Below are 22,768 nucleotides of genomic sequence, written 5' to 3'. Positions count from 1 at the left end.
TCTATATGGCGAGCCTATCTCCTACTCTCCAAGACCGGATCGAAGCACGGCTTAATGCCGAGGTCGATCCTGCGGTTGCGCAGTTTGCATCGAGTTTGGCCGAAGAGGCGGGCGCAGCAGCCGTGCTTTTCTACGGGTCAAACCTGCGTACCAAATCGCTCGACGGTGTGCTCGACTTCTACATCTTGCTCCCTGGCGAACAGCGCGACTTGATCTGGCCACGGGTAAGCTATCAAGAGCGCGAAGAGGCCGATGGCACCACCTTACGCGCAAAGATCGCAACCATGGCGCTTTCGACTTTTTCGAAGGCTGCTTCGGGAGATCTGTTGGACACGACCATTTGGGCCCGCTTTGTCCAGCCCAGCGCTTTGGTATGGCAGGCAGATGATGCGGCGCGGGCCGACGTGATTGACGCTATCGGTTCAGCTGCGCAAACATCAGCGCGTCTGGCCGCTGCTCTTGGCCCTTCTTCCGGCACGGCAGAAGATTATTGGCGAGCGCTTTTCCGTGCGACCTACAGGGCAGAATTTCGGGTGGAAAAGGCAGGGCGCGAGAACGATATTCTCAGCGTCAATCAGGACCATTTCACAGGGCTTCTGCCCCTCGCTTTGGAGGCGGCCGGGATCGCCTTTTCGATGATCGACGAACGTTTGACGCCCAGCCTCACTGCAAGAGAACGCGCAGCGACGCTTAAATGGTGGAAGCGGCGTCAACGTATGGGCAAACCGCTAAACTTCACCCGGCTTTTCAAGGCAAGCACGACCTTTGAAGGGGCAGCGCGCTATGCGGCGTGGAAGATTGAACGGCACACAGGAATGCCGGTCGAAATTACGCCATCACGCGAGAAATATCCGCTGCTCGCCGCGCCAAGCGTCCTTTGGGCGCTCAGAAAGCACCGCAAGAAGGCGAAGTCTTAGTTTTGGCCGAGATGCTTCCCTAACCGAAGTACTTCATTGTAATAGCAATAGATTTGACGCCATTGCCGACACTGAATCGTGTCTTATCAATGCTTGGTTTGCCTAGATTGAAGATGCTAATCGAAGGGTCGTTCGACATTGCGCCGCCGTCAGTGCGAATGTCGGTTTTGCCATTGCCATTAAGATCGTGACGCACTGCGACCGCGTAATTCCCGCTTTTTGGCACAGGCAGGCAAATCGTCATCCGACCACGCCGGGCGGGCAATTCCACCCGGTTCAACCATTTTCCGCTTGCAAGCCAATCTGTGCTGGTGCCGTTATAGACCTGAGCCCGCACTTTTCCGCTTGCCGCCTTGATCCCGTTGACCGTGATCCGAATAGCAGGCCCGCCTCCGGGTGCGCATGAACGCATATTGTTGCCAATGATATTGCGATAATCGCTCGTGCCCGACGCTTGCGCCAAGGCTGGGCCCGCGGGCGTTACCGCGCCCAAAGCAGCCAGCGTGGCAGCGCCGCCCAAGGCGGTTAGCTTGCGAAAATTTGCCATCAAATCATGTCCTTCATCCCAGCAGATGGCTGGGTCCATTGCTCTTGGGTTTTATCCCAAGACGCACAGAATATGACCCGCTTATGCCTTTTGGGTGCTGAATTGTCGCTGAATTACTCGATGGATGATTGATTCAACACAAGAAAAGGGCCTCAAAAAGAGCGGGGAAAAGGCAAAAGGTTAGCTTGCTGCGCGATTCGCGCCCGGAGTAAGGCGGTAGGAACGCAGTTAACGCGCCCCGGCTTTTTGAGAGCGTGATCCATGCCAGCACCGCTAATTTCACCAAGTATCCTTTCCGCTGACTTTGCCCAATTGGGTGAAGAGGTGCGTCGTATCGACCAAGCAGGTGCCGATTGGGTGCATATCGACGTGATGGACGGGCATTATGTCCCGAACATCACTATCGGCCCCGATGTTGTGAAGGCGCTCCGGCCCCACACTGACAAAGTGTTCGACGTCCATCTGATGATCTCGCCGGTTGATCCGTATATTGAAGCATTCGCCGAAGCCGGCGCAGATATCATCACTGTGCATCCGGAGGCAGGGCCGCACGTGCACCGCACTCTCCAAGCGATTTCCAAGCTCGGTAAGAAAGCGGGTGTTGTGCTCAACCCCGGAACGCCGGTTGAGGTGCTCGATAATCTGATGGACCTTGTCGACTTGATCCTTGTGATGAGCGTGAACCCCGGCTTTGGTGGGCAGAGCTTTATCCATTCGCAGCTTGATAAGATTACACGCATTCGCGCCATGATCGAGGCGTCCGGACGCGATATCCGGCTTGAGGTCGACGGCGGTGTTAATGCCGAGACTGCAAAGCTCTGCGTTGAGGCGGGCGCCGATGTGCTGGTGGCGGGGTCAGCGACGTTTAAGGGCGGTCCGGACCAATACGCGGCCAACATCAAGGCGCTTAAAGGGGGGATTTGATGGATACGCTGTTCAGCGGACAAAAAACTGCGAGCCTTGGCGAATTTGACGTTGCCGAAGGCCGGATGGATGAGGAACCGAGCGCGCTAAAGCTTGGGCCAGAGGCGGAGGCTTTGCGCTTAGAGGGGCCAGACGCTCTCGAAGAAGGTGCGCCTGCCTGTGAAGGCCCCGCTTTTCCTGCCGAACCTATCGACAGTTCGCGGGCGCTTGCTCTTAGCGATGTGATAGCGCCGCGCGCAAAACCCGGTGAGGCATTGATCCGGCTTGCCTATCGGATGGGGGTTCCCGGTCACACATTGGCGGCTCCTTTCCGCCGGCCGTCGGCCAAACGGCTTTTGGCAACAGTAGCGAGCCCCACCACTGGTAACCGTGCATCAGGCATTGCATTGAGAGCGGGCCATTTTCAGGTGCATGGGGTCAAGCAGCCCATCGGCACTCTGGATTTCACCGCAGGCACGCGGTTCGCTCCCGGGCTTGAACGCACTTTGCATTCCTTTTCTTGGCTCGCTGATCTTGCTGAATGTGGCCCTGTTGGCGATTGCGCGAGTGTCGCTGAGCGGATCACAAGGGGCTGGCTTGATGCGCATGAGGCGCGCGTGAAGCCATCGGCAAAGAGCTTGGCTTGGGATGTGGAGACATCGGGGCTGCGGCTTATGGCTTGGCTCACCCATGCACCTTTGTTGCTTGGCGGTGAACTCCGATCGCGCTTGCTTGATGCGATCGAAGATACGGCTGGCTGGCTCGATCGCAAAGCTTTGCGCAGCGGTGCGGGGCTGGGACAGGTTGCAGGCTGGGCTGCGGTAACAGCGGCAGGGTTGCTGCTTCCCGATGGACGGCCACGCCGTCTCTATGGCGAAGCTGGTCTAATCAAAGCGTTGGGCGAACTGGTCGCAGAAGACGGCGGCGGTCTTGACCGGTGCCCGCAGGCGCAGATGGACGCGATTGGGGTGCTGACCGATCTGATTGCCTGTTATGATGCGGTTGACCGAGATCCTCCAGAAGCCATTTTGGTTATGCGTGAACTTTTGGTGCCACCGCTTCTGGCGCTGCGCCATGGCGATGGAGCGCTTGGCAACTGGCAAGGGCAAGGGGCGATTTCAGCCGATCAGGTTTCGGCTTTGATCGCGGCAAGCGGTGTTCGCACAAGGCCTTTGAACGAGCCAAAGCACTGGGGCTATCAACGCATTCGTGCCGCCCAAACCACCGTTCAATTCGATGCTGGCCCTCCCCCACGCGCGCGTCATACGCGCTGTGGTTGTGCATCAACACTCGCATTTGAGCTTTCCGATGGTGCATCGCGGCTCGTTGTCAATTGCGGCGGAGCCGCGCTTGCAGGAGGATTGGTCCCGGCTCACATCGGTCAGGGCCTTCGCGCAACCGCGGCGCACTCTACCCTTGTGCTTGACGATGCCAATTCCACCGCCGTTCTGCTTCATGGCAAGCTTGGCCGGGGCGCGGAAACGGTTGAGGTCGAACGTCGCGGAATCGGACGCGGCTCTGGCTCTCAGCGGCGCGAGGGTACCCGTATTGAGGCAAGCCACGACGGTTATGCTGCGCGCTTTGGCCTGATCCATGAACGCATTCTCACGATTGCCAATGACGGCAATGAGATTGTGGGCGAGGACATCCTTGTGCCCGCATCGCGCAAAGGCAAACGCGGCAAGGTCGGCTTTGCGATTCGTTTTCACCTTGGAAAAGGGGTGGAGACACATTTGTCTGACGATGGTCTTGGTGCAAGCCTCCTGACCCCTGAAGGCAAGCTGTGGCAGCTGCGCCTTCGCAGCGAGGCGCCCGGCGGTGAAGAGATCAGATTGACCCGCGATGATAGCATTTGGGTCGATGGCGAGGGATACCCTCACGCAACTGAACAATTGGTGATAGAGGGCTTGGCCTCACGTGGCGGGGGGCAATTCTCCTGGCTCCTCAAAAAAATGGGATAGACCAAATATGGCATCTACAGTGATCAAACGGGCGCTTCTTTCAGTGTCCGACAAAAGCGGTTTGGCACAGCTGGGCACAGCGTTGGCTGCGCGCGGTGTGGAGCTAGTAAGCACCGGCGGCACGGCGCGTATGCTGCGTGAGGCAGGCCTTGAGGTGAAGGACGTCTCGGACCTTACCGGTTTTCCAGAGATGATGGATGGACGGGTCAAAACCCTCCACCCAACCGTTCACGGCGGCTTGCTCGCGCTGCGCGATAATGATGATCACGTGGCTTCGATGAAAGAGCACGACATCGGCGCGATCGATCTGGTGGTGGTCAACCTCTATCCGTTCGAAGCGACTGTTGCCAAAGGCGCCGAGCGGCAGGAAATCATCGAAAACATCGATATTGGCGGGCCTTCAATGGTGCGTTCCGCTGCCAAAAATCACGGGTTCGTTACGATCATGACTGATGCCGGCGATTATGCCGAATTGCTTGAAGAATTGGACGCCAATGATGGTGCGACATCGGATGCTTTCCGCATTCGCATGGCGGGTAAAGCTTATGCGCGCACGGCCGCCTATGACGCGGCAATTGCCAATTGGTTTGCCTTTGGCGATGCATTCACCAATCCGCTTGGGGCCGAAGCCCTGAAGGCAACGCCGTTTACTGACACCATGCCTTTGGCGTTCAAGCGTTCCGACACGCTTCGCTATGGCGAAAACCCGCACCAATCGGCGGCGATCTATGTGCCGCAAGTGACCGGCACCAATGGCGTGCCTCAAGCAGAGCAATTGCAGGGCAAGGCTCTCTCTTACAACAACCTCAATGATGCCGATGCAGCGCTTGAGCTGGCGGCGGAATTTGATGGACAAGACCCAGCGGTTGTTATCGTCAAGCACGCCAACCCTTGCGGCGTGGCGCAGTCGGGCAGCCTGCTGGACGCATGGAACGGCGCGCTGGAATGCGACAGCGTTTCGGCCTTTGGCGGCATTGTTGCGGTCAACACCGAACTGGACGGCGCGACGGCAGAAGCAATCGCGAGCATCTTCACCGAAGTTGTGATCGCACCCAAGGTCAGCGCAGAAGCGCGCGAAATCTTCGCTAAGAAGAAGAACCTGCGCCTTCTGGAATGTGGGACCATGCCTGACCCGCGCCGTGGCGGCTTCTTTATGAAGACGATTGCGGGCGGCATGTTGATCCAAGGACGCGACAATGGCGCGGTGACGATGGATGGCCTGAAAGTGGTCACCAAGCGCGAGCCGACCGAACAGGAACTCAAAGATTGCCTGTTTGCATGGACCGTTGCGCGCCACGTTAAATCCAACGCGATTGTCTATGCCAAGGACGGAATTACCGCTGGCATCGGCGCGGGCCAAATGAACCGCCGCGATTCGGCACGGATTGCGGCGAGCAAAGCGGCAGAGGCAGCCGAAACCTATGAATGGGGAACTGCGCGCACAAAAGGCAGTGCGGTGGCATCGGACGCGTTCTTCCCATTTGCTGATGGCCTGATCTCAGCGGCAGAAGCGGGCGCAAGCGCGGTGATCCAACCGGGCGGCTCCATCCGAGATGAGGAGGTCATCGCCGCCGCGGACGAAGCGGGCGTTGCGATGGTCTTCACCGGAATGCGCCACTTCAGGCATTAGGCGCTTTCGCCCTCGATGCTAATCCCTAGGCGCTTCGCTTAACACGGGCCTTTATGGGCGTACGGCCGGGTCCGTAGCGGGGGTCGCTTGCATGTCCGCCAAGCGAGGACGAATGCGCGGATGCGCTTTCACGAAACAAAAAGCGTAACCAAATCTTGCGCACTTACGTAATTATGTACGGAGCTGCCCATTCATTTAGGCGCAATAGAGCCGCTCCTATGAGGAAAACCCCTAAGCGCCTTCCCTTGGCAGTTCGCCAAAAAGAGACGATTATGAACCTGTTTACCCCTGACCTGTTTCGCAATTTCGCCTTTGGCTTTGTCGGCGGAGGCTTGATCATTGGCCTGTCGGCCTTTGGTGTGCTGGAGAAAACTCTCGATGCACCCGTCAATGCGGCAACCCCTTTCGAAGCGCCTCAGCCAAGCAGCGAATTTCTGATCGCTCCTCTGGATAGTTGAAGAATGAAGGGTTTCGGATCTCTTGCAACGGCCGCTGTCGTAGCGAGCGGACTTTACATTGCTACACCTGTTTCATCTGCCCATGCTTTGGATGAGCCCGCCAATTAACCTACTTCAAAACGGCTCTTTCTGGCTATCACGGCGGTTCTGCTGCCACGCCAACGCACATTCAACAGCGCAGAAACCTATCATCAGGATTTCATGGAGAAGAACCCGCGTCACGGATATGTCGCGCGTTGGGACAAGCCCAAAGGCGATGCGCTGAAAGTCACCTTACCGCGCGACTTCAAGCGGGCATTCTTTCGCGAAAATTAAAAAATTTGCGGTGCCGTAGCTTTACCTGACTGGCGCATCGGTGAAACACTCCTTATATGATCAGCCATGGCAAGCGCCCATGATCACGATCATTCTCACGTTAACCTTGATGTCCTTAAGGCTCAGGCTCGCGATGCGCTTGTATCTTGCGGAGAGCAATGGACTGATATGCGCGAGGCGGTATTTCTCCAACTTGCCAGCCATAACGGACCCACATCTGCCTATCAGATTGCCGATGATCTTTCGCAGGCTCGAGGGAAACGGGTAGCCCCAAATAGTGTTTATCGCATCCTTGATCTGTTTGTGGCGAACAATCTAGCGGTCAAGATAGAGAGCGCAAACGCCTTCCTTGCCAATGCGCATCCGGGGGAGGAGCACGATTGTGTTTTCCTCGTTTGCGATGAATGCGGCGGTGCTTCTCATATCGACAGCCATGAGGTTGGGCAGAGTTTGCGCAACATTGCGAGTTCGCAGAAGTTTCGTGCCGAGCGGCCCGTCCTGGAAATTCGCGGCACCTGTAACGATTGCGATTGACCTTCCAAAAGCGGCAGTTCCCATTCGGATAATCTTGGCAAGTAGAATGGCGAGATGCCTTGGGCAAACGGGGCGCTGACCGCTGTTATCAAGCCAACCCTCTCATCGACAGACTTCAAATTCAGGTGTAAAGTCGCGCTCTATGGATCAACCTCTTCAAACTCCTTTGCTCGATACGGTTCCAACACCTGACGAGCTTCGCCAGCTTAAACCCGATCAGTTGCGCCAGCTTTCTGACGAATTGCGGTCTGAGATGATCGATGCTGTAAGTGTTTCTGGGGGGCACCTTGGTTCTGGACTTGGCGTGGTCGAATTGACCGTTGCGATCCATTATGTGTTTAACACGCCTGACGATCGGTTGATCTGGGATGTGGGGCACCAATGTTACCCGCATAAGATCCTGACGGGCCGGCGCGATCGCATCCGTACGATCCGGCAAGGCAACGGCCTTTCGGGTTTTACGAAGCGTGCGGAGAGCGAATATGATCCGTTCGGCGCCGCTCACTCTTCGACGTCTATTTCAGCGGCGCTTGGTTTTGCTGTGGCGAATAAGCTCAATGATAAGCCCGGGCGCGGCATTGCCGTGATTGGTGACGGCGCGATGAGCGCTGGAATGGCCTATGAGGCGATGAACAACGCGGCCCAGGCAGGTAATCGCCTGGTCGTGATCCTCAATGACAATGATATGTCGATTGCACCTCCCGTAGGCGGATTGTCCGCTTATCTTGCGCGCATGGTGTCCTCGTCTGAATACCTTGGCCTTCGCAGTTTGGCATCTCGTGCGATCAAGAAAATGAGTCGCCGCATGCACGAAGGCGTGCGCAAGGCAGAGGAATATACGCGCGGCATGGTGACCGGCGGAACTTTGTTTGAAGAGCTTGGCTTTTATTACGTGGGCCCGATTGACGGGCACAACCTCGACCATCTGATCCCAGTGCTTGAGAATGTGCGTGACACGTCCGAAGGTCCAGTTTTGATCCATGTGGTGACGGAGAAGGGCAAGGGCTACAAGCCGGCTGAAGAAAGCGCAGACAAATATCACGGCGTGCCCAAGTTCGACGTGATTACAGGTGAAAAGAAGAAGGGACCTGCTGGCCCTCCCAATTACCAGAACGTCTTTGGCGATACCCTGGCCGACCTTGCCGACAAGGACAGCCGCATCTGCGCGATCACCGCCGCAATGCCTTCGGGCACAGGAGTGGACCGCTTTTCGCGGCGTCACCCCGATCGAAGCTTCGATGTAGGCATTGCTGAACAGCACGGTGTCACATTTGCAGCCGGTCTCGCCGCGCAAGGCATGCGGCCGTTCGCGGCGATCTACTCCACCTTCCTTCAGCGCGCCTATGACCAAGTAGTCCACGATGTCGCGATCCAAAACCTGCCGGTTCGTTTTGCGATTGACCGTGCGGGACTGGTAGGCGCGGATGGGTGCACCCATGCAGGCGCTTTCGACATCACTTACCTTGCAACGCTCCCCAACATGGTTGTGATGGCCGCTGCCGATGAGGCTGAGCTAGCGCATATGACCTACACTGCGGCCGAGTATGACGAGGGGCCAATCGCCTTCCGCTATCCGCGCGGGAGCGGCACTGGTGTGGCTATGCCTAAAACGCTTGAAAAGCTCGAAATTGGCAAAGGCCGCGTGGTTCGGGAGGGCAACAAGGTTGCGATCTTATCCTTGGGCACGCGTCTTGAAGAGGCGAAGAAAGCGGCAGACCAATTGGAAGCTAAGGGCCTATCTACCACAGTTGCGGATATGCGTTTCGCCAAACCGTTGGATGAAGATTTGATTGCCCGTCTTGCGCGTGAGCATGAAGTCGTGATCACACTGGAAGAAGGCGCGATCGGCGGCCTAGGTGCGCATGTTCTCACGTATGCGTCGGATGTAGGCTTGACTGATAACGGGCTGAAAATCCGCACCATGCGTTTGCCTGATGCTTATCAAGATCAGGATTCGCCCGACAAGCAATATGACGAGGCCGGATTGAATGCCCCGCATATTGTTGAGACGGCTCTAAAAGCGCTGAAGCACAATTCGGCTTCGGTTGAGGAAGGGGCGCGGGCTTAGGGCCCGCACCTTCTCAATCTCAGCAGAAATTTAGCGGGTCTTTGGCTGCGTGATCAACACTGCAACTGGCACTGGCTGTTCGTTCTGTGTACTCGCAATTGGCGGAGCGTCGCTGGGCTGAACCGTTGGTTCGCTGTTGCTGACGCCTTCTCCATCGCTGGCACCGTCCAATTGCGCTTCGAATTCAGCGTCTGCCTCTGCTTCAATTGCATCAAGGCCCAGTTCGATCTCTCGCAAGATCGCTGGAGGTTCGGGCGGCTCTTCACCCTTGAGCAAAGCGATGTCGCGGGCGCGCCGGTAGAGATAGACGTCGCGGCGTGCAGCATAAGGATCAACCGTATCGTTCAAGCGCTCGATTTCTTCATCAAGAGCCACGCGCGAATCCAAGTTCGTCACTACAAATAGAGGAATGCCATATTCAGGCGTGTTAAACGGCTCGCCCACTACAAATGGCAACAAGCTTTGATCGAGCGTGTTACCAATAAGGTCGCGTACATTGGTGGCACCAGCGACAGGCACATAGAGGTAAGGACCGCCGCCTACCCCGTAAAAGCCAAGCGTGTTGGCAAAACCATTCTGGCGATAGGGTAGGTTAATTCCCGGCTTTTCGGCCAGATCGATCAGCCCTCCAAAACCAAGAGTGGAATTGATCGAAAAGCGAACAAGCGTCTCTGCTGCCTTGCCGACCTTCCCTTGCAGGAGGAAATTCAAGAAGTTGGCCGGCTCACGTAAATTGCGAACAACATTGCCAAGTCCATCGCGCAGGGGTCCAGGCAAGCCAGAGCGATAGCCATCTGCGAGCGGTTCCACCAAAGCGGCATCCACTTGTTGGGTAATGCGAAAGCTTGCCTCGTTCACGGCAACCATCGGATCCCGGTCGACGGGCCCAACCGTGCCCTCGACAAGTATTTCGGCCTCGTCACCTTTGGCCTCTCCGTCTCCGGGAGGGCCTTCGTTCTCTTGAACAGGCGCCAAAGACCATTGGATCGCCAAAATGTCGGAGGCCACCGTCTCCCAAGGGCGAGGGGTCCCATGGCTGGTCGCCGCCTCAATCGGAGCCACAGCGGCAATTTCAATAGCCGCCTGCACCGGTGCGGGTCCCGCCAAAAGCGGGCTTGCCATCATCATTAATGAAGCGCTTGGCAATCCAGAGTCTCCTTTTGCGTGCAGCTTATGCTAGCACAGTTGCAGCCAATTCTCATGGCTTCCATGAACTTAGTGTTACTTAGGAAGCCGAACACATAGAAAAAGAGGTAACACCGCTCAAATGTCCCTTTTGCAAACCACACGCCAAGGCGCCGTCACAACACTTACAATCGACCGGGCCGAAATGATGAACCCGCTTGGCAGCCCTGGCGATGGGGATGAGTTCCAGAGTGTTTGCAATGAGATCAACCGAGATATGAGTGTTTCATGTGTGATCCTAACAGGGGCTGGCCGCGCTTTTTCGGCTGGCGGCGATGTTAAGGCGATGCGCGATAAGAAAGGCACGTTCGGTGGCAGCACGCCGGCGATTTCGGATGGTTATCGCAACAATATTCACATGATGCTGCGTGCACTGCACGCGATCCGTGTGCCGGTTATCGCGGCTGTGAATGGTCCAGCGATTGGGCTTGGCTGCGATGTGGCGTGCCTTGCCGATATTCGGATTGCCAGTGAAAAGGCGAAGTTCGGCGTGACCTTTTTGAAATTGGGAATCATTCCGGGCGATGGCGGCACTTGGATTTTGCCGCGTGTTATCGGGATGAGCCGCGCGGCTGATCTTTTTTATACAGGTGATGTCATTGATGCGGCGACCGCCCAGGATTGGGGGTTGGTGAGCCAAGTCGTCCCTCACGAACGCTTGATGGATGAGGCAATGGCGAAGGCTGAAAAGATCGCCACCATGCCGCCGCATTCTTTGCGCCAATCCAAAATGCTTCTGCGCCAAGGCCAGCAGATCAACTATGACACGGCCCTTGAAATGGCGGCGAACACGCAAGCAATGATGCATACCACCGATGACCACGCAGAAGGCGTTGCGGCTTTGATCGAGAAACGTGCCGCGGAATTTAAGGGGTCATAGGACTTGGCAATCCTCATGCGTCTTCTCGGCTTTGGCGCGATTGCTTATTTGGCGGTCCTGACAGTTCTCTTCGTCTTCCAGTCCCGCCTTATCTATCCCGCGCCGCAGACCCAGTCGGCCTTGCCGAAGGGGTTTGAAGAGGTTGTTATTGCGACCGGCGATGGATTGCATTTGCGCAGCTTCTATCGGGCAGCGGTGACAGGGCAGCCAACGCTCGTCTATTTCCACGGAAATAGCGGCACTTTAGCAGGGGCCAAGGTCGCGACAGAGCCGTTTGCAGAGGCCGGTGTTGGCCTGCTTTTGTTGGAATATCGAGGCTATGCAGGACATGGCGGAGAACCGGGTGAAGAGGGCTTTTACCGCGATGGCGATGCCGCATTGGCATGGCTTCAAAGGCAAGGCGTTGCCGCAGATTTAACGATCATCAGGGGCAATTCCCTTGGCACCGGCGTGGCGGCAGAAATGGCATTAAGACATCAGCCAGCAGCGTTGATTTTGACCGCCCCCTTTGCCAGCCTGCCTGATGTCGCTGCGGACAAGCTGCCATTGTTCCCCGTGCGTCTTTTGATGCGTGATACATTCGACAATGCGGCTAAGCTTCCCAAGCTCTCAATGCCCATCCTTATCCAACATGGCACTGCCGATCAGGTGGTGCCGTTTGAGCAGGGCCTTGCCGTTAGTCGAACCAATCCGGCAATTGAATTTCAACGCTACGAGAGGTCGGGTCACGGCCTTGCGTTCGAGCGCGTATCTGGCGAGGCGCGGGTGCAATGGGTTAGAGGCCTTGGTCTAGGTTCTTAAAACCAACGCCAAATCCCGGCGGGTATGCCGCCGATCGGCATGTGAAGCCAAGTGAGGAAAACGAAGAGGATGAGCCCTGCGCTCCAAGGCAGCGCGCCGGCTTTTGCAAAGCCGCGAAGCTTCGGCCAAAAGCTGGTGTTTGCTTCCCATTGCATCCATGCTTCGCCCATCAACTCGCGCTTTTTTCGGTCTTGAAGGCGCGAGCCAACAAGAGCGAGCACTCCGACGGCTGTTGCTGTGATGGTGGTTCGCCAACTCCAATGAAGGACAATGTGCGCCAGTGCCCATAGCGCAAAACTCCACATCATCGGATGGCGCGTTATGGTGAAAACACCTTTGGGCGCGGCGCGTGCGTTTTTCTCTGCACCGGGCGATGCCATAGCGGGATTGCCGATCAAAGATCCGGTAAACAACACCATTGCAGGTATGGTGATGACGCTCGCAATGGCCCAACCGACTTGGCCGGTGCCAGAAAGATCCGCCTCAGGTGATTGGATGAACGCAAAATAGACCCCCGCGAGCGTCGCAATGATCACGGCCGAATATACAATCTGAAAGCCCATTTCACCGAGCAGGCTGACCATAGGCACCCGCAAAGGGTGCGACATCAAGAAGTGCAACGCGACAAATGCGAAGTTTGCAAGGACCAGTAAGATGAGCGGCGTTTCCATTGAGCGAGAGGCTAACACCAATTTTACAAATCACCTAGGCTATGGGTCTAGGTTTCACCGGGGATACCCGTGGGTATGATTGTTGCTTGAGCGGTCGCAACGTGGACGGAAGCGTCTCCGTCTCCGTCTCCTTCAGCATAGACATCGGCGCGCGCAATCGCTTGGCGTTTGCCAGATTTGATGACATGGCTAATGGCGCGTAGGCGCTTGCCTTTGGCAGGGCGCAGGAAGTTGATGGTGTAGCCGCCAGTCACCACATCACCCAGCACCGAAGCCCCCGCCCAAGCACAGGCATTGTCCGCCATAAGGCCTACTATCGCTCCATGGGCAAATCCATGATGCTGGGTCATTTCAGGGCGCAGATCGAGCAATAATTCGCTCTCTCCGCGCCAAACGCGGATGGGTTCGACCTGCAGCCAATTGGAAAAGCCCGAGCGTCCAACCGCCACGCGTTTCATATATTCGATGGAGGCTTCTGGGCTTTCAAAGCGAGAGTGCTGCATGACGGAGTTCCTTGAAGTCTGAAATCCAGACTTTATGTCTCTTGCCATGCCCTGATGCAAGTCTGCTATACAGACGAATATGAAGTCTTATCAGCCCTCCCGCTCGCCTTGCCCGATTGGCCGCGCTGCACGCGTGCTGGGGGATCGCTGGGTGATATTGATCATGCGCGAGGTTTACTTAGGTGCAGAACGGTTTGAGGACTTTATTGAGCCGCTCGGCATCAACCGCTCAGCGCTCACATCAAGGCTTAAGATGATGCAAGAGGCGGGACTTCTTATGCGCGAGCCACCAGAGGGCAAGCGCGCATGCTATGTCCTCACGGAAAGAGCGAAAGCGCTCTCACCTGTTCTCAAGGAGATGGCGATTTGGGGCGAGACAGAGCTGTTCGCAGACGGCGAAAAGCGTAAGCAGTGGCCGTAAAGCTCTAGCGCTCAAAGGCTTATCGCCCTTCGATCCCGATCAATTCGACTTTGAACAAGAGGGTCGCACCGCCTGGAATGGGGCCTCGGCCGCGCGGGCCATAGGCAAGGCTTGCGGGCGAAGCGAGCTCGATCACCTCACCCACACGCATCTGCGGGATTACCATTTCCCACGCAGCGATGAGGCCGCTGAGCGGGAAGGTCGCGGGAGTGCCCCGATCATAAGAGCTATCGAATGTCTCACCATCAACGAACGTGCCAGCGTAATGTACGGTCACAGTGTCGGCGGGCGTCGGGCTGTCACCGGTGCCGCGATACTCGACATAGCGCCAACGAAGGCCCCCTTCCAACGTGTACCAACCATCCGAGGATTGCAGTCCTGACAGATGAGTTTGCTGTGCATTGTGATAGGCGCGCTCAGCAAGCTCAGCACTAGTCGAGGGGCCTGTGGCTTCCGTGGTAGCTTGGGCGGTTTGCGCGGCCAGGCTTGCCGAAAACCCAAGGCTAGCTGCGCAGATCAACGCAGCCAATTTGCTCAAATTGCCAGACATCTTGTTTTGTCCTGTCGTATTAAAAGGCCTCCGGTCATCTCGCATCACGAGTGAACGGAGGCCATCTTTGAAAGATGCATCAGCTCTTGCTGAAACCAGCTTCGCCAGCTTCGAACCCTGCTTCGGCTTCGCCTTCGATATGCTCATCGTCGTCGGTAAGCGTATCGAGGTGCATCAGTTTCTTAATCAGCGGACTCACAACCATCACCGCGATGCCGATGCCGACAGCATACATGCCAACCGTGTTGTAAACGTCGATCACAACCTGCCTGCCTGCTTCTTCGGTGAGTCCGTCTCCGCCTGTTGCCTGAGCAATCTTGCCTGCTGCAAAGTTGCCGAGCGCTGAGGCAAAGAACCAAACTCCCATGATGAGCGATGCCATATGCGCAGGTGCAAGACGGTTCATCGCAGAAAGACCCACTGGAGAGAGGCAAAGCTCACCGGTGGTGTGCAGGAGGTAGATCAAAAAGATAAACACGACTGGAACAGCGATCTCTGGGCCCACGGCTTGCGAACCCCAGACGAGCACAAGAAAGCCGAGGCCAACTTGAACCACGCCAAGACCAAATTTCAGCGGCGCAGATGGCTCTAACCCTCGTTGACCAAGGAGCTGCCAGAGAATGGCAAACACCGGTGCGAGCAGAATGATGTAAATCGCGTTGATCGACTGGAACACCGATGCTGGTACGCCGCCCCGGTCGACATGACGGTCGGTGAATAGGTTGAGGCTGGAGCCTGCCTGTTCGAACAACGCCCAAAACACGATTGATGTAAGAATCAGGAACATCGCTGCGAAGATGCGATCGCGCTCCTCTGACGGCAATTTCGCCACGGCAGTAAAGAGCACGTAGAGCACCAAGGCTCCGCCAAACCCGCCCAAGACATAGCCCACGACATCTTGGTACTGAATGGCCAGCCAACTGACGCCAACCATACCAAACCCGGCCGCATACATTCCCCACTCGGTGGATTTGGCGAGAGGCTTGGGAGGCTCACCCCGGCCCAGCAGCAGAGGCGTACCCCAAATGAACACAATCAGCCCAGCCAACATGCCGATACCAGCAAGGCCAAAGCCATATGCCCAGCCGTAGGTTTCGCCGATATAACCACACAGCAATGAGCCAGCAGCCGCACCGATGTTAATCCCCATATAGAAGATCGTGTAGGCCGGATCGCGGCGGATGTCGGTGCGCGGATACAGCTGCCCAACGATCACTGAGATATTGGCCTTCAGAAAGCCCGAGCCAACGATGATCAAAGCCAATGCGAACCAGAAGACATAGAGCATTGGATTGTTGTCATGGCCAAACGCGGGTTCGCCTTCGAAAGCCATGAAGAAGTGACCAAGTGTCAGCAATACCGCCCCGAACAGGACCGCTTTTCTTTGACCAATATACTTATCTGCCAGGTACCCCCCGATCACTGGCATAATGTAAACCAGAGCTGTGTAGGCACCATAAATGATACCCGACTCACCGTCTGAGAACAGCCAGTGCTTGGTCAGATAGAAAATCAGAAGGGCGCGCATCCCGTAATAGGAAAAACGCTCCCACATCTCTGCGAAGAAGAGCACGAACAGCCCCTTGGGGTGCCCAAGAAAGGTGCCTGCGCTGTCGCCATGCGGCAAAGCTTGAGTTGTCATAAGAGTTTCGATCCCTCTTGTGCGGCGAAGTTCTCTCCTGCCGCTTACTGGGCGCGCACACTAACGCGCATTTCCCTCATGTGAAGCTTTTGTTTCGTGTGGACCACACAATCTTGCGCCGTTCTGCATTGCTTGACGCGAGTGAGTGTATTATGGCACTCAGGCACCTAGCGAGGCGACTATGACAAGAGTTCAACTATGACTCAGGCCAGACCAGTATATCTCAAGCTGCGCGATCAGATTGCGGCCGGCATTATTCAAGGCGATTATGCCGAAGGTGCGATGCTTCCGTCGGTTCGAACTTTGGCCGCAAAAGAGGGGGCAAACCCGTTGACGGTCGCAAAGGCCTATCAACAGTTTCAAAACGACGGTTTGGTCGAAGTGCAGCGCGGCGTGGGCATGTATGTGGTCAAAGGGGCTGCGAGCGTCTTGCGTGAACGCGAACGTGAAGTGTTCCTGGCTGAAGAATGGCCTGAAATCCGTGCGCGCATGACCCGCCTTGGCATCGAAGCGGCGGATCTGGCGGAACAGACGTAATCTGCTCCTTGTCCCTTCGGCAACGGCACTAAATCCATTGTGGGTCAATTATTGCCGCAAGTTAATCCCTTCAATCCTTGCAGTTTCTTGAAACCTCTGGCAGAAGATCGACCTAGTCATGGCTCTACGGGTCTGGGTCTTGGCTGGAGTTATGGCTTTCATTAGCTGCTGCGCAAATAGTGCACGGGCAGGTGCAAAACCTCACGCTCGGAGGACAAAATGATACGATCCGAATTGCTCAACGAACTTCACAAAGACAATCCTGACCTTCGCGCTGAAGAAGTGGAGCAGGTTGTTGACGTTTTCTTTGATGAAATCACACAACGGTTAGCTGAAGGCGGCCGGGTTGAACTGCGCGGTTTTGGCGCCTTTTCCACCCGCGAACGTGAAGCACGCGTTGGCCGGAACCCTCGCACAGGGGACTCTGTGAACGTGCCGGCAAAGCGCGTTCCCTATTTCAAGGCCGGCAAAGAAATCAAAAATCGCCTCAACGGCGAGTAGATTTCCCAAGTCTCATGAGTTGCCCTTGGCGCGTTGTCTGCTATCGCGCCCTTCTGTTTGCCCAGAATGTTCTGGGCAACAACCTAGAGTGGTCTGAAAAGACCCCTTAATCAGGGCTGATTGCGGGTGTGGCGGAATGGTAGACGCCGGGGACTTAAAATCCCCTGATCCTATAGATCGTGTGGGTTCGAGTCCCACCACCCGCACCAAACTTTGGTGATCACAATAAATCAGACACTTGCTTTGTTGATCCATTCTGGATGCGATTGGCGATCTTAGTCTTTGTTTATACTTGTTTTCCTATTTCCCACGCATCACTCGGCAATAGATCTTCCTCGGTCTTAACCTGCTGTTTCTAGTTTCTTCGATAAAGGTTGCAGACATTCTCTTCTGCGCAGCCTCACTTATGGGACCGGCGCAATCTAACGGTGGACTATGGAAAGCGCGGCAAGCAATCAGCAAATGATGAGGGAACTTGGCAATGCCCAAGATGCATCTGCCGATGACCAAGGGCCCGATCTTGATCTGGCATTCGAACAGCAAACGCGTTCCCTACGCCACAATCTGGTTATCCGGGCTGGCAAATTGGTAAGCCCACATGGCGAGTTTGTTTGTGTTGTTCGCGATGTCTCTGAAACCGGTGTTGGACTGCGTCTATTTCATGACCCGCCAACAGGTGAACCGCTCGAGCTTCAGATGCCCGATGGAGGTACATACGAAATCCGGCAAGTTCGAGAGGACGGCAATCACGTTGGCTATGAATTTGTGAATGTGATCGACGTCCCGCGCTTTCTTGTCGAGAATCCCGATTTTCCCAAACGCGGCCTAAGGCTAAACCTTGCCTTCCCGGTGACTGTCCGATCCCTCGCCGGAACGAACGAAGGCCTTGTCGAGAATTTGTCGCAGCACGGCGCACGCTTATCGTGTGAAGGCATCTACGCAATCGACCAGAACCTGTTTGTCGACTGTCCCGAAGATGAGGTGCGGTTTCGTGAAGTAGGCGCAAAGGTTCGATGGCGGCGTGACAGCGAATATGGTGTGGTCTTTGAGAACACCCTTTCGCTCGAAGAATTCGCAAAACTCGCAGCCGAGTTGCAATGCCCGGATCTTCTTCGGTCTGATGCCTAAACCGCCTAGCACGCGCCGTATGGGCTGAGATTTGGACATTTTACGGGTTTTACCGGCCATGTTTACTTCTCGCTAACCAATTTCCTTCACTTCCGTTTTTGAGCTGGCCGCAACCGTGCAGGCCAGAGGTAAGACTACCAATGCTCAAACGGGGACCATTCATGACGCAAACGCGCGCTCACAATCCGGGAACTATGGCCGGAACTTTGGACTGCGATGTTGCCATTATCGGGGCAGGACCAGCAGGGTTGACCGCCGGATACTTGCTTACGAAGCAGGGCAAATCAGTCGTCATCATCGAGAAAGATGAGACGTATGTCGGCGGGATAAGTCGCACGGTTGAGCATGAGGGCTACCGTTTTGATATTGGCGGGCACCGCTTCTTTTCAAAAAGCCAAGAGGTCGTCGACCTTTGGAATGAGATATTGCCCGACGACTTTATCCAACGCCCACGCATGAGCCGCATTTATTACGAGGGTAAGTTCTACTCATACCCCCTTCGCGCATTCGAAGCGCTTTGGAACCTTGGAATCATTCGCTCGACTATCTGCATGGCGAGCTATCTCAAATATAAGCTGTTTCCGATCAAAGAGGTGAAGAGCTTCGAAGATTGGACGACCAATCAGTTCGGCAAAAAACTCTACTCCATCTTTTTCAAGACCTACACTGAGAAAGTGTGGGGCATGCCGTGCGATGAAATGAGCGCCGATTGGGCAGCGCAGCGGATCAAGGGCTTGTCTCTTTGGAGCGCGGTTGTCGATGGGCTTAAACGCTCGCTTGGCCTCAATAAGAAACCTAATGACGGGCAAGAGGTAAAAACCTTGCTTGAAACCTTCCGCTATCCGCGGCTTGGTCCAGGCATGATGTGGGATGCGGCGCGCGATCACATCCTAGCGACCGGCAAAGGCCAGGTTTTGATGGGTCACGGCCTTGACCGTCTTGCCAAAATTGGTCCCAATGATGAGGACTACGAATGGTCGATGAGCGCGAAGGGCGAGAGCGGCAACGCCACCATTCGCGCAAAACACGTCATTAGCTCAGCGCCGATGCGCGAACTTTCAAAGCGTATTCATCCGTTGCCGCAGTCGACGCTCAAAGCAGATAACTTGCGTTACCGCGACTTCCTGACCGTTGCCTTGATGGTAAAATCTGATGATCTGTTCCCCGATAATTGGATCTACATCCACGATGACCGGGTACAGGTTGGCCGCGTGCAAAACTTCCGCAGCTGGTCACCTGAGATGATCCCGGATGAAAGCATGGCCTGTGTTGGCCTTGAATATTTCTGCTTCGAAGGGGACGGTCTGTGGTCTTCCTCAGACGAAGATTTGATCGCGCAAGCCACACGCGAAATGGAGATCATGGGTCTCTGCGATCCGAAGAAAGTCGTCAGTGGTGCGGTTGTGCGCCAAGAGAAGGCTTACCCAGTCTATGACGACGATTACGAAGCTAATGTCGATGCGATGCGTCACGAGCTTGAGGAAAAGCACCCAAGCCTGCACCTCGTAGGCCGAAACGGCATGCACAGATATAACAACCAAGATCACGCGATGATGACAGCCATGCTTACGGTTGAAAACATCGTCGCGGGCAAGCGCGTTTACGACACTTGGTGCGTCAATGAGGATGCTGAATATCACGAAGCGGGCGATGAGGGCGCTGAAAAAGCGCTCCCTGCAAGCGATGAGACCATGCCTCTTAATGACGACCAGATCGCAGCGCTCACGTCTTTGCGCGGTGTTCCGGAGCGTATTGCTCCTGAAGAACCGGCCGAAGATATTCGCAAGAGGGCGTGATGCGGTACCGGCGGCCATTGATCTCTCGGATCGCCGATGTGCGGTTCATCCGATACCTGCTCGCAAGCGTTGGTGCGCTAGCGGTCGATTTCGGAAGCTTCCTTGCGCTGATGGCCGTTGGGATGATGGCTGTTCCGGCTTCTGCAATTGGGTACTCCTTTGGGATTTTGGCGCACTGGCTCATGTCCAGCCGCGCCGTGTTTCAGGACCGGGTCGCAGATGCAGGCAATGCTCGCTCGCGGCAAAAGGCGTTGTTTGTAATTTCGGCACTGGTCGGTCTTGGCCTGACCACGTTGATTGTTGGCCTTGGCGATTGGAGCGGTCTTGATCCGCGCCTTGCCAAACTCGCCGCGATTGGTGTGAGTTTCCTTGCAACATGGGTAATCCGCGCGAAAGTTGTTTTCCGCGCGGATGCTTCGCTAACTACAAGCGCATGACGCCATGTTGGGGGGCAATCAAATTGAACGCCGGCGATCTGCCTTTCCCAAGCCTTTCTTGAAGAGAGCAGGCCTCGTTTGGGCGCTGGTCAGTGCCTTTCTGATTGCGATCAATTGGAACACGATTGCTAGCCTCCATTTCTCTGATCCCGACGATATTCTGCGCCTCATCCAAGTGCGCGATCTTTTGGGCGGGCAAAACTGGTTTGACGTCAGCCAGGCCCGGATTGATGCACCCGGCGGTGGGACGGCAATGCACTGGTCTCGGCTTGTGGATTTACCACTTGCACTCGTCATCCTTGTGCTGACGCCCCTGATGGGGAGCGCGATGGCTGAAACGGCAGCGATTGTTATCGTTCCTCTGATTACGCTTGCCTGCGTCATGGTGCTCGCCTCGCGAATTGCCTGGCGGCTTTGGGGTGATGAGGAAGCAACTCTGACCGCTTTGGTGATTGTGATCTCGATCCCTGTGCTATTCCAGCTTTCGCCCATGCGGATTGATCACCACGGTTGGCAATTGGTCTGCGCGCTTGCGGCGGTCAACGGCTTGCTTTCGCGTTCAGCTGTTCGGGCGGGTTGGATCATCGGGGCAAGCTTTGCTGCTTGGCTGTCGATTTCAATCGAGGGTCTGCCGCTGGCTGCGATCACATTCGCGGTCCTGGCTTTTCGCTGGCTGCGCGATCCCAAGGCGCATGTTTGGCTTGTCAGCGCTATCCAATCATTGGCTCTTGTAAGCGCCGCACTTTTCGCTGTGACGCGCGGGTTTTCTGATCTTGCTGCCTACTGCGACGCAATCAGCCCGGTCCATCTCACAATGTTTGGCTGGGGTGCGCTTTGTCTGACATTGCTGGCTCAGCCTGCGCGCGTTCCACTGGGCTTAAGGCTTGCGGGTTTTGCGCTCGCAGGCGGAGGCGCCTTGGCCATGATGTTGAGCGCCGCGCCCCAATGCGCAAGCGGGGGCGGGTTTGCCCAAGTAGATCCATTAGTAGCGGACATTTGGCTGTCCAACGTGCTCGAAGGACGGCCGCTTTGGGAGCAGGTTCTTGCAATTGCTCTCCAATATCTCGCGGCGCCTCTGATCGCGATCTATGCATCCCTTCAATTAATGGCCCGCTCACACGAAGGTCTGCGCGAATTTTGGCGCGACTATGCGCTTATTATTGCCGGCGCCTTGGCGATTTCGGTGTTCGTTGCTCGCACAGGAGCCGCCGCATGCGTGCTCGCAAGTCCATTGGTCGCCTGGCAGCTTCGCCGCTGGATGAAGACTATTCGCATGATGGAGAGCCCGCTGCCGCGAATGGCGGCGATGGTGGGCGTGGCATGCGCGCTTCTTCCAGCTGTCCCTGCGGTGCTGCTCACAAGCGCAATGCCCGTTCGCGCCTCTGTCGGAGGTGCAGCCGATGTGCCGCTGCGCGTGGCGGATTGCCGCGTCCAAGACGCAGCGGTGACTTTGAATGAATTGCCGCAAGGCGAGATTTACGCGCTTCTCGATATTGCGCCCGAGCTGTTATTGGTGAGCGACCATAGCGTCGTCGCGACCGGACACCATCGCGGACACAAGGCGATGAAGGTGCTGATCGAGACGGCAATTGGCACAACTGACAATGCGCGTGAAACCTTGCGGCGACGCGGTTCAAGCTATGTTGCTATATGTCCTGCCCTTTATGAAACGCGCACTTATGAGAGCATTGCTCCTGAAGGCTTTGTGCCCCAATTGGCCAATGGCAATGTGCCAGAATGGCTTGAGCCAGTGCCCGTATCCGACGCGAACGGGCTAAAGATCTGGCGCGTTACGCCGGAATAAAGCCGCCGCAGTTTACGCTGGCACGAAATCCATAGCGACACCATTGATGCAATGCCGCTCGCCGGTTGGGCGCGGGCCATCGCCAAAGATGTGGCCCAAATGCCCGCCGCAATCTGCGCAGTGGACTTCGGTGCGAGGAAAACCAATTTTGTAGTCAACAGACCTGCCAACCGCGCCGTCATCAATCGGCTGCCAGAAACTTGGCCAACCGGTTCCGCTGTCGTATTTATGCTCTGATGCATAAAGCTTGTTGTTACAACCTGCGCAAACAAAGGTGCCAATGCGTTTTTCATTATCCAAAGGTGAGGAGAAGGCCCGCTCTGTCCCTGCATCGCGCAGCACATAATATTCAGAGCGCGTGAGTTTACTGCGCCATTCAGCTTCGGTTCTTGTCACACGAAAGTTCCCGCTGGCGGTGCGCGCCTGAACCCGGGAACCGCAACCGCCAAGGAATGGCAGCACAGCCACGATCCCGCTGGTGGCGAGAAATGAACGTCGGTTGGATACATTGAACGGCATTATAGGAACTCTCATAAACACTGGTTTCACTCAGTGAATACGTAAGGCAAACCTGAAAGG

Annotated in this window: 23 protein-coding genes and 1 tRNA gene; 17 read left to right on the top strand and 7 right to left on the bottom strand. The window is 56.0% G+C overall.

What is annotated here, in order from left to right:
* The first annotated feature begins 5 nt into the window (after nucleotides 1–5).
* Nucleotides 6–917, top strand: a complete 912-nt coding sequence (locus ABJ205_RS08665; RefSeq protein WP_348159296.1) for a hypothetical protein — start codon at nucleotides 6–8, stop codon at nucleotides 915–917.
* Between the two features lie 19 nt (nucleotides 918–936).
* Here ABJ205_RS08665 and ABJ205_RS08660 read toward each other — a convergent pair whose 3' ends face one another.
* Nucleotides 937–1,464 carry a DUF2141 domain-containing protein gene (locus ABJ205_RS08660; RefSeq protein ID WP_348159294.1) on the bottom strand — a complete coding sequence of 176 codons (528 nt, stop codon included), beginning with the start codon at nucleotides 1,462–1,464 and terminating at the stop codon, nucleotides 937–939.
* Between the two features lie 261 nt (nucleotides 1,465–1,725).
* Between ABJ205_RS08660 and rpe the strand changes: the two genes are divergently transcribed.
* The 6 genes from rpe to dxs all read left to right on the top strand — a co-directional run bounded on the left by rpe (nucleotide 1,726) and on the right by dxs (nucleotide 9,333).
* Nucleotides 1,726–2,388 carry a ribulose-phosphate 3-epimerase gene (gene rpe, locus ABJ205_RS08655; protein ID WP_348159293.1) on the top strand — a complete coding sequence of 221 codons (663 nt, stop codon included), beginning with the start codon at nucleotides 1,726–1,728 and terminating at the stop codon, nucleotides 2,386–2,388.
* Nucleotides 2,388–4,328 carry a heparinase II/III family protein gene (locus ABJ205_RS08650; RefSeq protein WP_348159291.1) on the top strand — a complete coding sequence of 647 codons (1,941 nt, stop codon included), beginning with the start codon at nucleotides 2,388–2,390 and terminating at the stop codon, nucleotides 4,326–4,328. The genes rpe and ABJ205_RS08650 overlap by 1 nt, the downstream gene beginning before the upstream one ends.
* A 7-nt stretch (nucleotides 4,329–4,335) precedes the next feature.
* Complete coding sequence (purH, locus tag ABJ205_RS08645) at nucleotides 4,336–5,958, top strand: bifunctional phosphoribosylaminoimidazolecarboxamide formyltransferase/IMP cyclohydrolase (protein ID WP_348159289.1); 1,623 nt, start codon at nucleotides 4,336–4,338, stop codon at nucleotides 5,956–5,958.
* A 218-nt stretch (nucleotides 5,959–6,176) separates the two neighbouring features.
* Nucleotides 6,177–6,416 (top strand): hypothetical protein, encoded by a 240-nt coding sequence (locus ABJ205_RS08640; protein WP_348159287.1) that lies wholly within the window; start codon nucleotides 6,177–6,179, stop codon nucleotides 6,414–6,416.
* Nucleotides 6,417–6,797: 381 nt separating this feature from the next.
* Entirely contained in the window at nucleotides 6,798–7,265 is a 468-nt protein-coding gene (locus ABJ205_RS08635; protein ID WP_348159285.1) for a transcriptional repressor, read from the top strand.
* 142 nt (nucleotides 7,266–7,407) lie between these two features.
* Nucleotides 7,408–9,333, top strand: coding sequence for a 1-deoxy-D-xylulose-5-phosphate synthase (gene dxs / locus ABJ205_RS08630; RefSeq protein ID WP_348159283.1), 1,926 nt, complete (start codon nucleotides 7,408–7,410; stop codon nucleotides 9,331–9,333).
* A gap of 30 nt (nucleotides 9,334–9,363) precedes the next feature.
* Here the strand turns inward: dxs and ABJ205_RS08625 are convergent, their stop codons facing one another.
* A complete protein-coding gene (locus tag ABJ205_RS08625; RefSeq protein WP_348159282.1) occupies nucleotides 9,364–10,479 on the bottom strand; it encodes a VacJ family lipoprotein in 1,116 nt (371 codons plus the stop codon).
* A gap of 121 nt (nucleotides 10,480–10,600) precedes the next feature.
* Between ABJ205_RS08625 and ABJ205_RS08620 the strand changes: the two genes are divergently transcribed.
* Together ABJ205_RS08620 and ABJ205_RS08615 are read left to right on the top strand one after the other, a co-directional pair.
* Nucleotides 10,601–11,398, top strand: a complete 798-nt coding sequence (locus ABJ205_RS08620) for a crotonase/enoyl-CoA hydratase family protein (protein WP_348159280.1) — start codon at nucleotides 10,601–10,603, stop codon at nucleotides 11,396–11,398.
* A gap of 3 nt (nucleotides 11,399–11,401) precedes the next feature.
* Nucleotides 11,402–12,199: a hypothetical protein gene (locus ABJ205_RS08615; protein ID WP_348159278.1), complete on the top strand. Its 798-nt coding sequence runs from the start codon at nucleotides 11,402–11,404 to the stop codon at nucleotides 12,197–12,199.
* On the opposite strand, the gene ABJ205_RS08610 is transcribed toward ABJ205_RS08615, so the two are convergent.
* Complete coding sequence (locus tag ABJ205_RS08610; protein WP_348159276.1) at nucleotides 12,196–12,870, bottom strand: NnrU family protein; 675 nt, start codon at nucleotides 12,868–12,870, stop codon at nucleotides 12,196–12,198. The genes ABJ205_RS08615 and ABJ205_RS08610 overlap by 4 nt on opposite strands.
* A gap of 47 nt (nucleotides 12,871–12,917) precedes the next feature.
* Complete coding sequence (locus ABJ205_RS08605) at nucleotides 12,918–13,373, bottom strand: PaaI family thioesterase (RefSeq protein ID WP_348159274.1); 456 nt, start codon at nucleotides 13,371–13,373, stop codon at nucleotides 12,918–12,920.
* Between the two features lie 79 nt (nucleotides 13,374–13,452).
* Here ABJ205_RS08605 and ABJ205_RS08600 point away from each other — a divergent pair, with 79 nt between their 5' ends.
* Complete coding sequence (locus ABJ205_RS08600) at nucleotides 13,453–13,794, top strand: helix-turn-helix domain-containing protein (RefSeq protein WP_348159273.1); 342 nt, start codon at nucleotides 13,453–13,455, stop codon at nucleotides 13,792–13,794.
* A 19-nt stretch (nucleotides 13,795–13,813) separates the two neighbouring features.
* Here the strand turns inward: ABJ205_RS08600 and ABJ205_RS08595 are convergent, their stop codons facing one another.
* Together ABJ205_RS08595 and ABJ205_RS08590 are read right to left on the bottom strand one after the other, a co-directional pair.
* On the bottom strand, nucleotides 13,814–14,344 hold the full coding sequence (locus ABJ205_RS08595; RefSeq protein ID WP_348159271.1) for an FKBP-type peptidyl-prolyl cis-trans isomerase: 531 nt from the start codon (nucleotides 14,342–14,344) through the stop codon (nucleotides 13,814–13,816).
* Between the two features lie 79 nt (nucleotides 14,345–14,423).
* On the bottom strand, nucleotides 14,424–15,986 hold the full coding sequence (locus tag ABJ205_RS08590) for a peptide MFS transporter (protein WP_348159269.1): 1,563 nt from the start codon (nucleotides 15,984–15,986) through the stop codon (nucleotides 14,424–14,426).
* A 198-nt stretch (nucleotides 15,987–16,184) separates the two neighbouring features.
* Between ABJ205_RS08590 and ABJ205_RS08585 the strand changes: the two genes are divergently transcribed.
* From ABJ205_RS08585 to ABJ205_RS08555, 7 genes are all read left to right on the top strand, one after another.
* Complete coding sequence (locus tag ABJ205_RS08585) at nucleotides 16,185–16,523, top strand: GntR family transcriptional regulator (RefSeq protein WP_348159267.1); 339 nt, start codon at nucleotides 16,185–16,187, stop codon at nucleotides 16,521–16,523.
* A gap of 219 nt (nucleotides 16,524–16,742) precedes the next feature.
* Nucleotides 16,743–17,024, top strand: a complete 282-nt coding sequence (locus tag ABJ205_RS08580) for an integration host factor subunit beta (RefSeq protein ID WP_348159266.1) — start codon at nucleotides 16,743–16,745, stop codon at nucleotides 17,022–17,024.
* Between the two features lie 122 nt (nucleotides 17,025–17,146).
* Nucleotides 17,147–17,233 (top strand) — tRNA-Leu (locus ABJ205_RS08575).
* 253 nt (nucleotides 17,234–17,486) lie between these two features.
* On the top strand, nucleotides 17,487–18,152 hold the full coding sequence (locus tag ABJ205_RS08570; protein ID WP_348159264.1) for a PilZ domain-containing protein: 666 nt from the start codon (nucleotides 17,487–17,489) through the stop codon (nucleotides 18,150–18,152).
* Nucleotides 18,153–18,313: 161 nt separating this feature from the next.
* Nucleotides 18,314–19,948, top strand: a complete 1,635-nt coding sequence (locus ABJ205_RS08565; RefSeq protein WP_348159262.1) for an NAD(P)/FAD-dependent oxidoreductase — start codon at nucleotides 18,314–18,316, stop codon at nucleotides 19,946–19,948.
* Nucleotides 19,948–20,385 carry a GtrA family protein gene (locus tag ABJ205_RS08560; RefSeq protein ID WP_348159261.1) on the top strand — a complete coding sequence of 146 codons (438 nt, stop codon included), beginning with the start codon at nucleotides 19,948–19,950 and terminating at the stop codon, nucleotides 20,383–20,385. The genes ABJ205_RS08565 and ABJ205_RS08560 overlap by 1 nt, the downstream gene beginning before the upstream one ends.
* Nucleotides 20,386–20,389: 4 nt before the next feature.
* Nucleotides 20,390–22,189 carry a hypothetical protein gene (locus ABJ205_RS08555; protein ID WP_348159259.1) on the top strand — a complete coding sequence of 600 codons (1,800 nt, stop codon included), beginning with the start codon at nucleotides 20,390–20,392 and terminating at the stop codon, nucleotides 22,187–22,189.
* Between the two features lie 12 nt (nucleotides 22,190–22,201).
* On the opposite strand, the gene msrB is transcribed toward ABJ205_RS08555, so the two are convergent.
* On the bottom strand, nucleotides 22,202–22,708 hold the full coding sequence (msrB, locus tag ABJ205_RS08550) for a peptide-methionine (R)-S-oxide reductase MsrB (protein WP_348159258.1): 507 nt from the start codon (nucleotides 22,706–22,708) through the stop codon (nucleotides 22,202–22,204).
* Between the last annotated feature and the right edge of the window lie 60 nt (nucleotides 22,709–22,768).

Origin of the sequence: Erythrobacter sp., assembly GCF_039988855.1 — a bacterium.
Taxonomy (GTDB): domain Bacteria; phylum Pseudomonadota; class Alphaproteobacteria; order Sphingomonadales; family Sphingomonadaceae; genus Erythrobacter.
Note: the sequence above shows the minus strand (reverse complement) of the source record. Positions and strands in the feature narration are given on the sequence as shown.

Excerpts from the sequence above, each read along its gene's own strand:
- purH (WP_348159289.1), top strand. The coding sequence starts at position 4,336 with ATGGCATCTACAGTGATCAAACGGGCGCTTCTTTCAGTGTCCGACAAA.
- ABJ205_RS08665 (WP_348159296.1), top strand. The coding sequence starts at position 6 with ATGGCGAGCCTATCTCCTACTCTCCAAGACCGGATCGAAGCACGGCTT.
- ABJ205_RS08560 (WP_348159261.1), top strand. The coding sequence starts at position 19,948 with ATGCGGTACCGGCGGCCATTGATCTCTCGGATCGCCGATGTGCGGTTC.
- ABJ205_RS08585 (WP_348159267.1), top strand. The coding sequence starts at position 16,185 with ATGACTCAGGCCAGACCAGTATATCTCAAGCTGCGCGATCAGATTGCG.
- ABJ205_RS08595 (WP_348159271.1), bottom strand. The coding sequence starts at position 14,344 with ATGTCTGGCAATTTGAGCAAATTGGCTGCGTTGATCTGCGCAGCTAGC.
- rpe (WP_348159293.1), top strand. The coding sequence starts at position 1,726 with ATGCCAGCACCGCTAATTTCACCAAGTATCCTTTCCGCTGACTTTGCC.
- ABJ205_RS08555 (WP_348159259.1), top strand. The coding sequence starts at position 20,390 with ATGTTGGGGGGCAATCAAATTGAACGCCGGCGATCTGCCTTTCCCAAG.
- ABJ205_RS08610 (WP_348159276.1), bottom strand. The coding sequence starts at position 12,870 with ATGGAAACGCCGCTCATCTTACTGGTCCTTGCAAACTTCGCATTTGTC.
- ABJ205_RS08660 (WP_348159294.1), bottom strand. The coding sequence starts at position 1,464 with ATGGCAAATTTTCGCAAGCTAACCGCCTTGGGCGGCGCTGCCACGCTG.
- dxs (WP_348159283.1), top strand. The coding sequence starts at position 7,408 with ATGGATCAACCTCTTCAAACTCCTTTGCTCGATACGGTTCCAACACCT.
- ABJ205_RS08605 (WP_348159274.1), bottom strand. The coding sequence starts at position 13,373 with ATGCAGCACTCTCGCTTTGAAAGCCCAGAAGCCTCCATCGAATATATG.
- ABJ205_RS08590 (WP_348159269.1), bottom strand. The coding sequence starts at position 15,986 with ATGACAACTCAAGCTTTGCCGCATGGCGACAGCGCAGGCACCTTTCTT.
- ABJ205_RS08580 (WP_348159266.1), top strand. The coding sequence starts at position 16,743 with ATGATACGATCCGAATTGCTCAACGAACTTCACAAAGACAATCCTGAC.
- ABJ205_RS08650 (WP_348159291.1), top strand. The coding sequence starts at position 2,388 with ATGGATACGCTGTTCAGCGGACAAAAAACTGCGAGCCTTGGCGAATTT.
- msrB (WP_348159258.1), bottom strand. The coding sequence starts at position 22,708 with ATGCCGTTCAATGTATCCAACCGACGTTCATTTCTCGCCACCAGCGGG.
- ABJ205_RS08620 (WP_348159280.1), top strand. The coding sequence starts at position 10,601 with ATGTCCCTTTTGCAAACCACACGCCAAGGCGCCGTCACAACACTTACA.
- ABJ205_RS08600 (WP_348159273.1), top strand. The coding sequence starts at position 13,453 with ATGAAGTCTTATCAGCCCTCCCGCTCGCCTTGCCCGATTGGCCGCGCT.
- ABJ205_RS08635 (WP_348159285.1), top strand. The coding sequence starts at position 6,798 with ATGGCAAGCGCCCATGATCACGATCATTCTCACGTTAACCTTGATGTC.
- ABJ205_RS08570 (WP_348159264.1), top strand. The coding sequence starts at position 17,487 with ATGATGAGGGAACTTGGCAATGCCCAAGATGCATCTGCCGATGACCAA.
- ABJ205_RS08565 (WP_348159262.1), top strand. The coding sequence starts at position 18,314 with ATGACGCAAACGCGCGCTCACAATCCGGGAACTATGGCCGGAACTTTG.
- ABJ205_RS08640 (WP_348159287.1), top strand. The coding sequence starts at position 6,177 with ATGAGGAAAACCCCTAAGCGCCTTCCCTTGGCAGTTCGCCAAAAAGAG.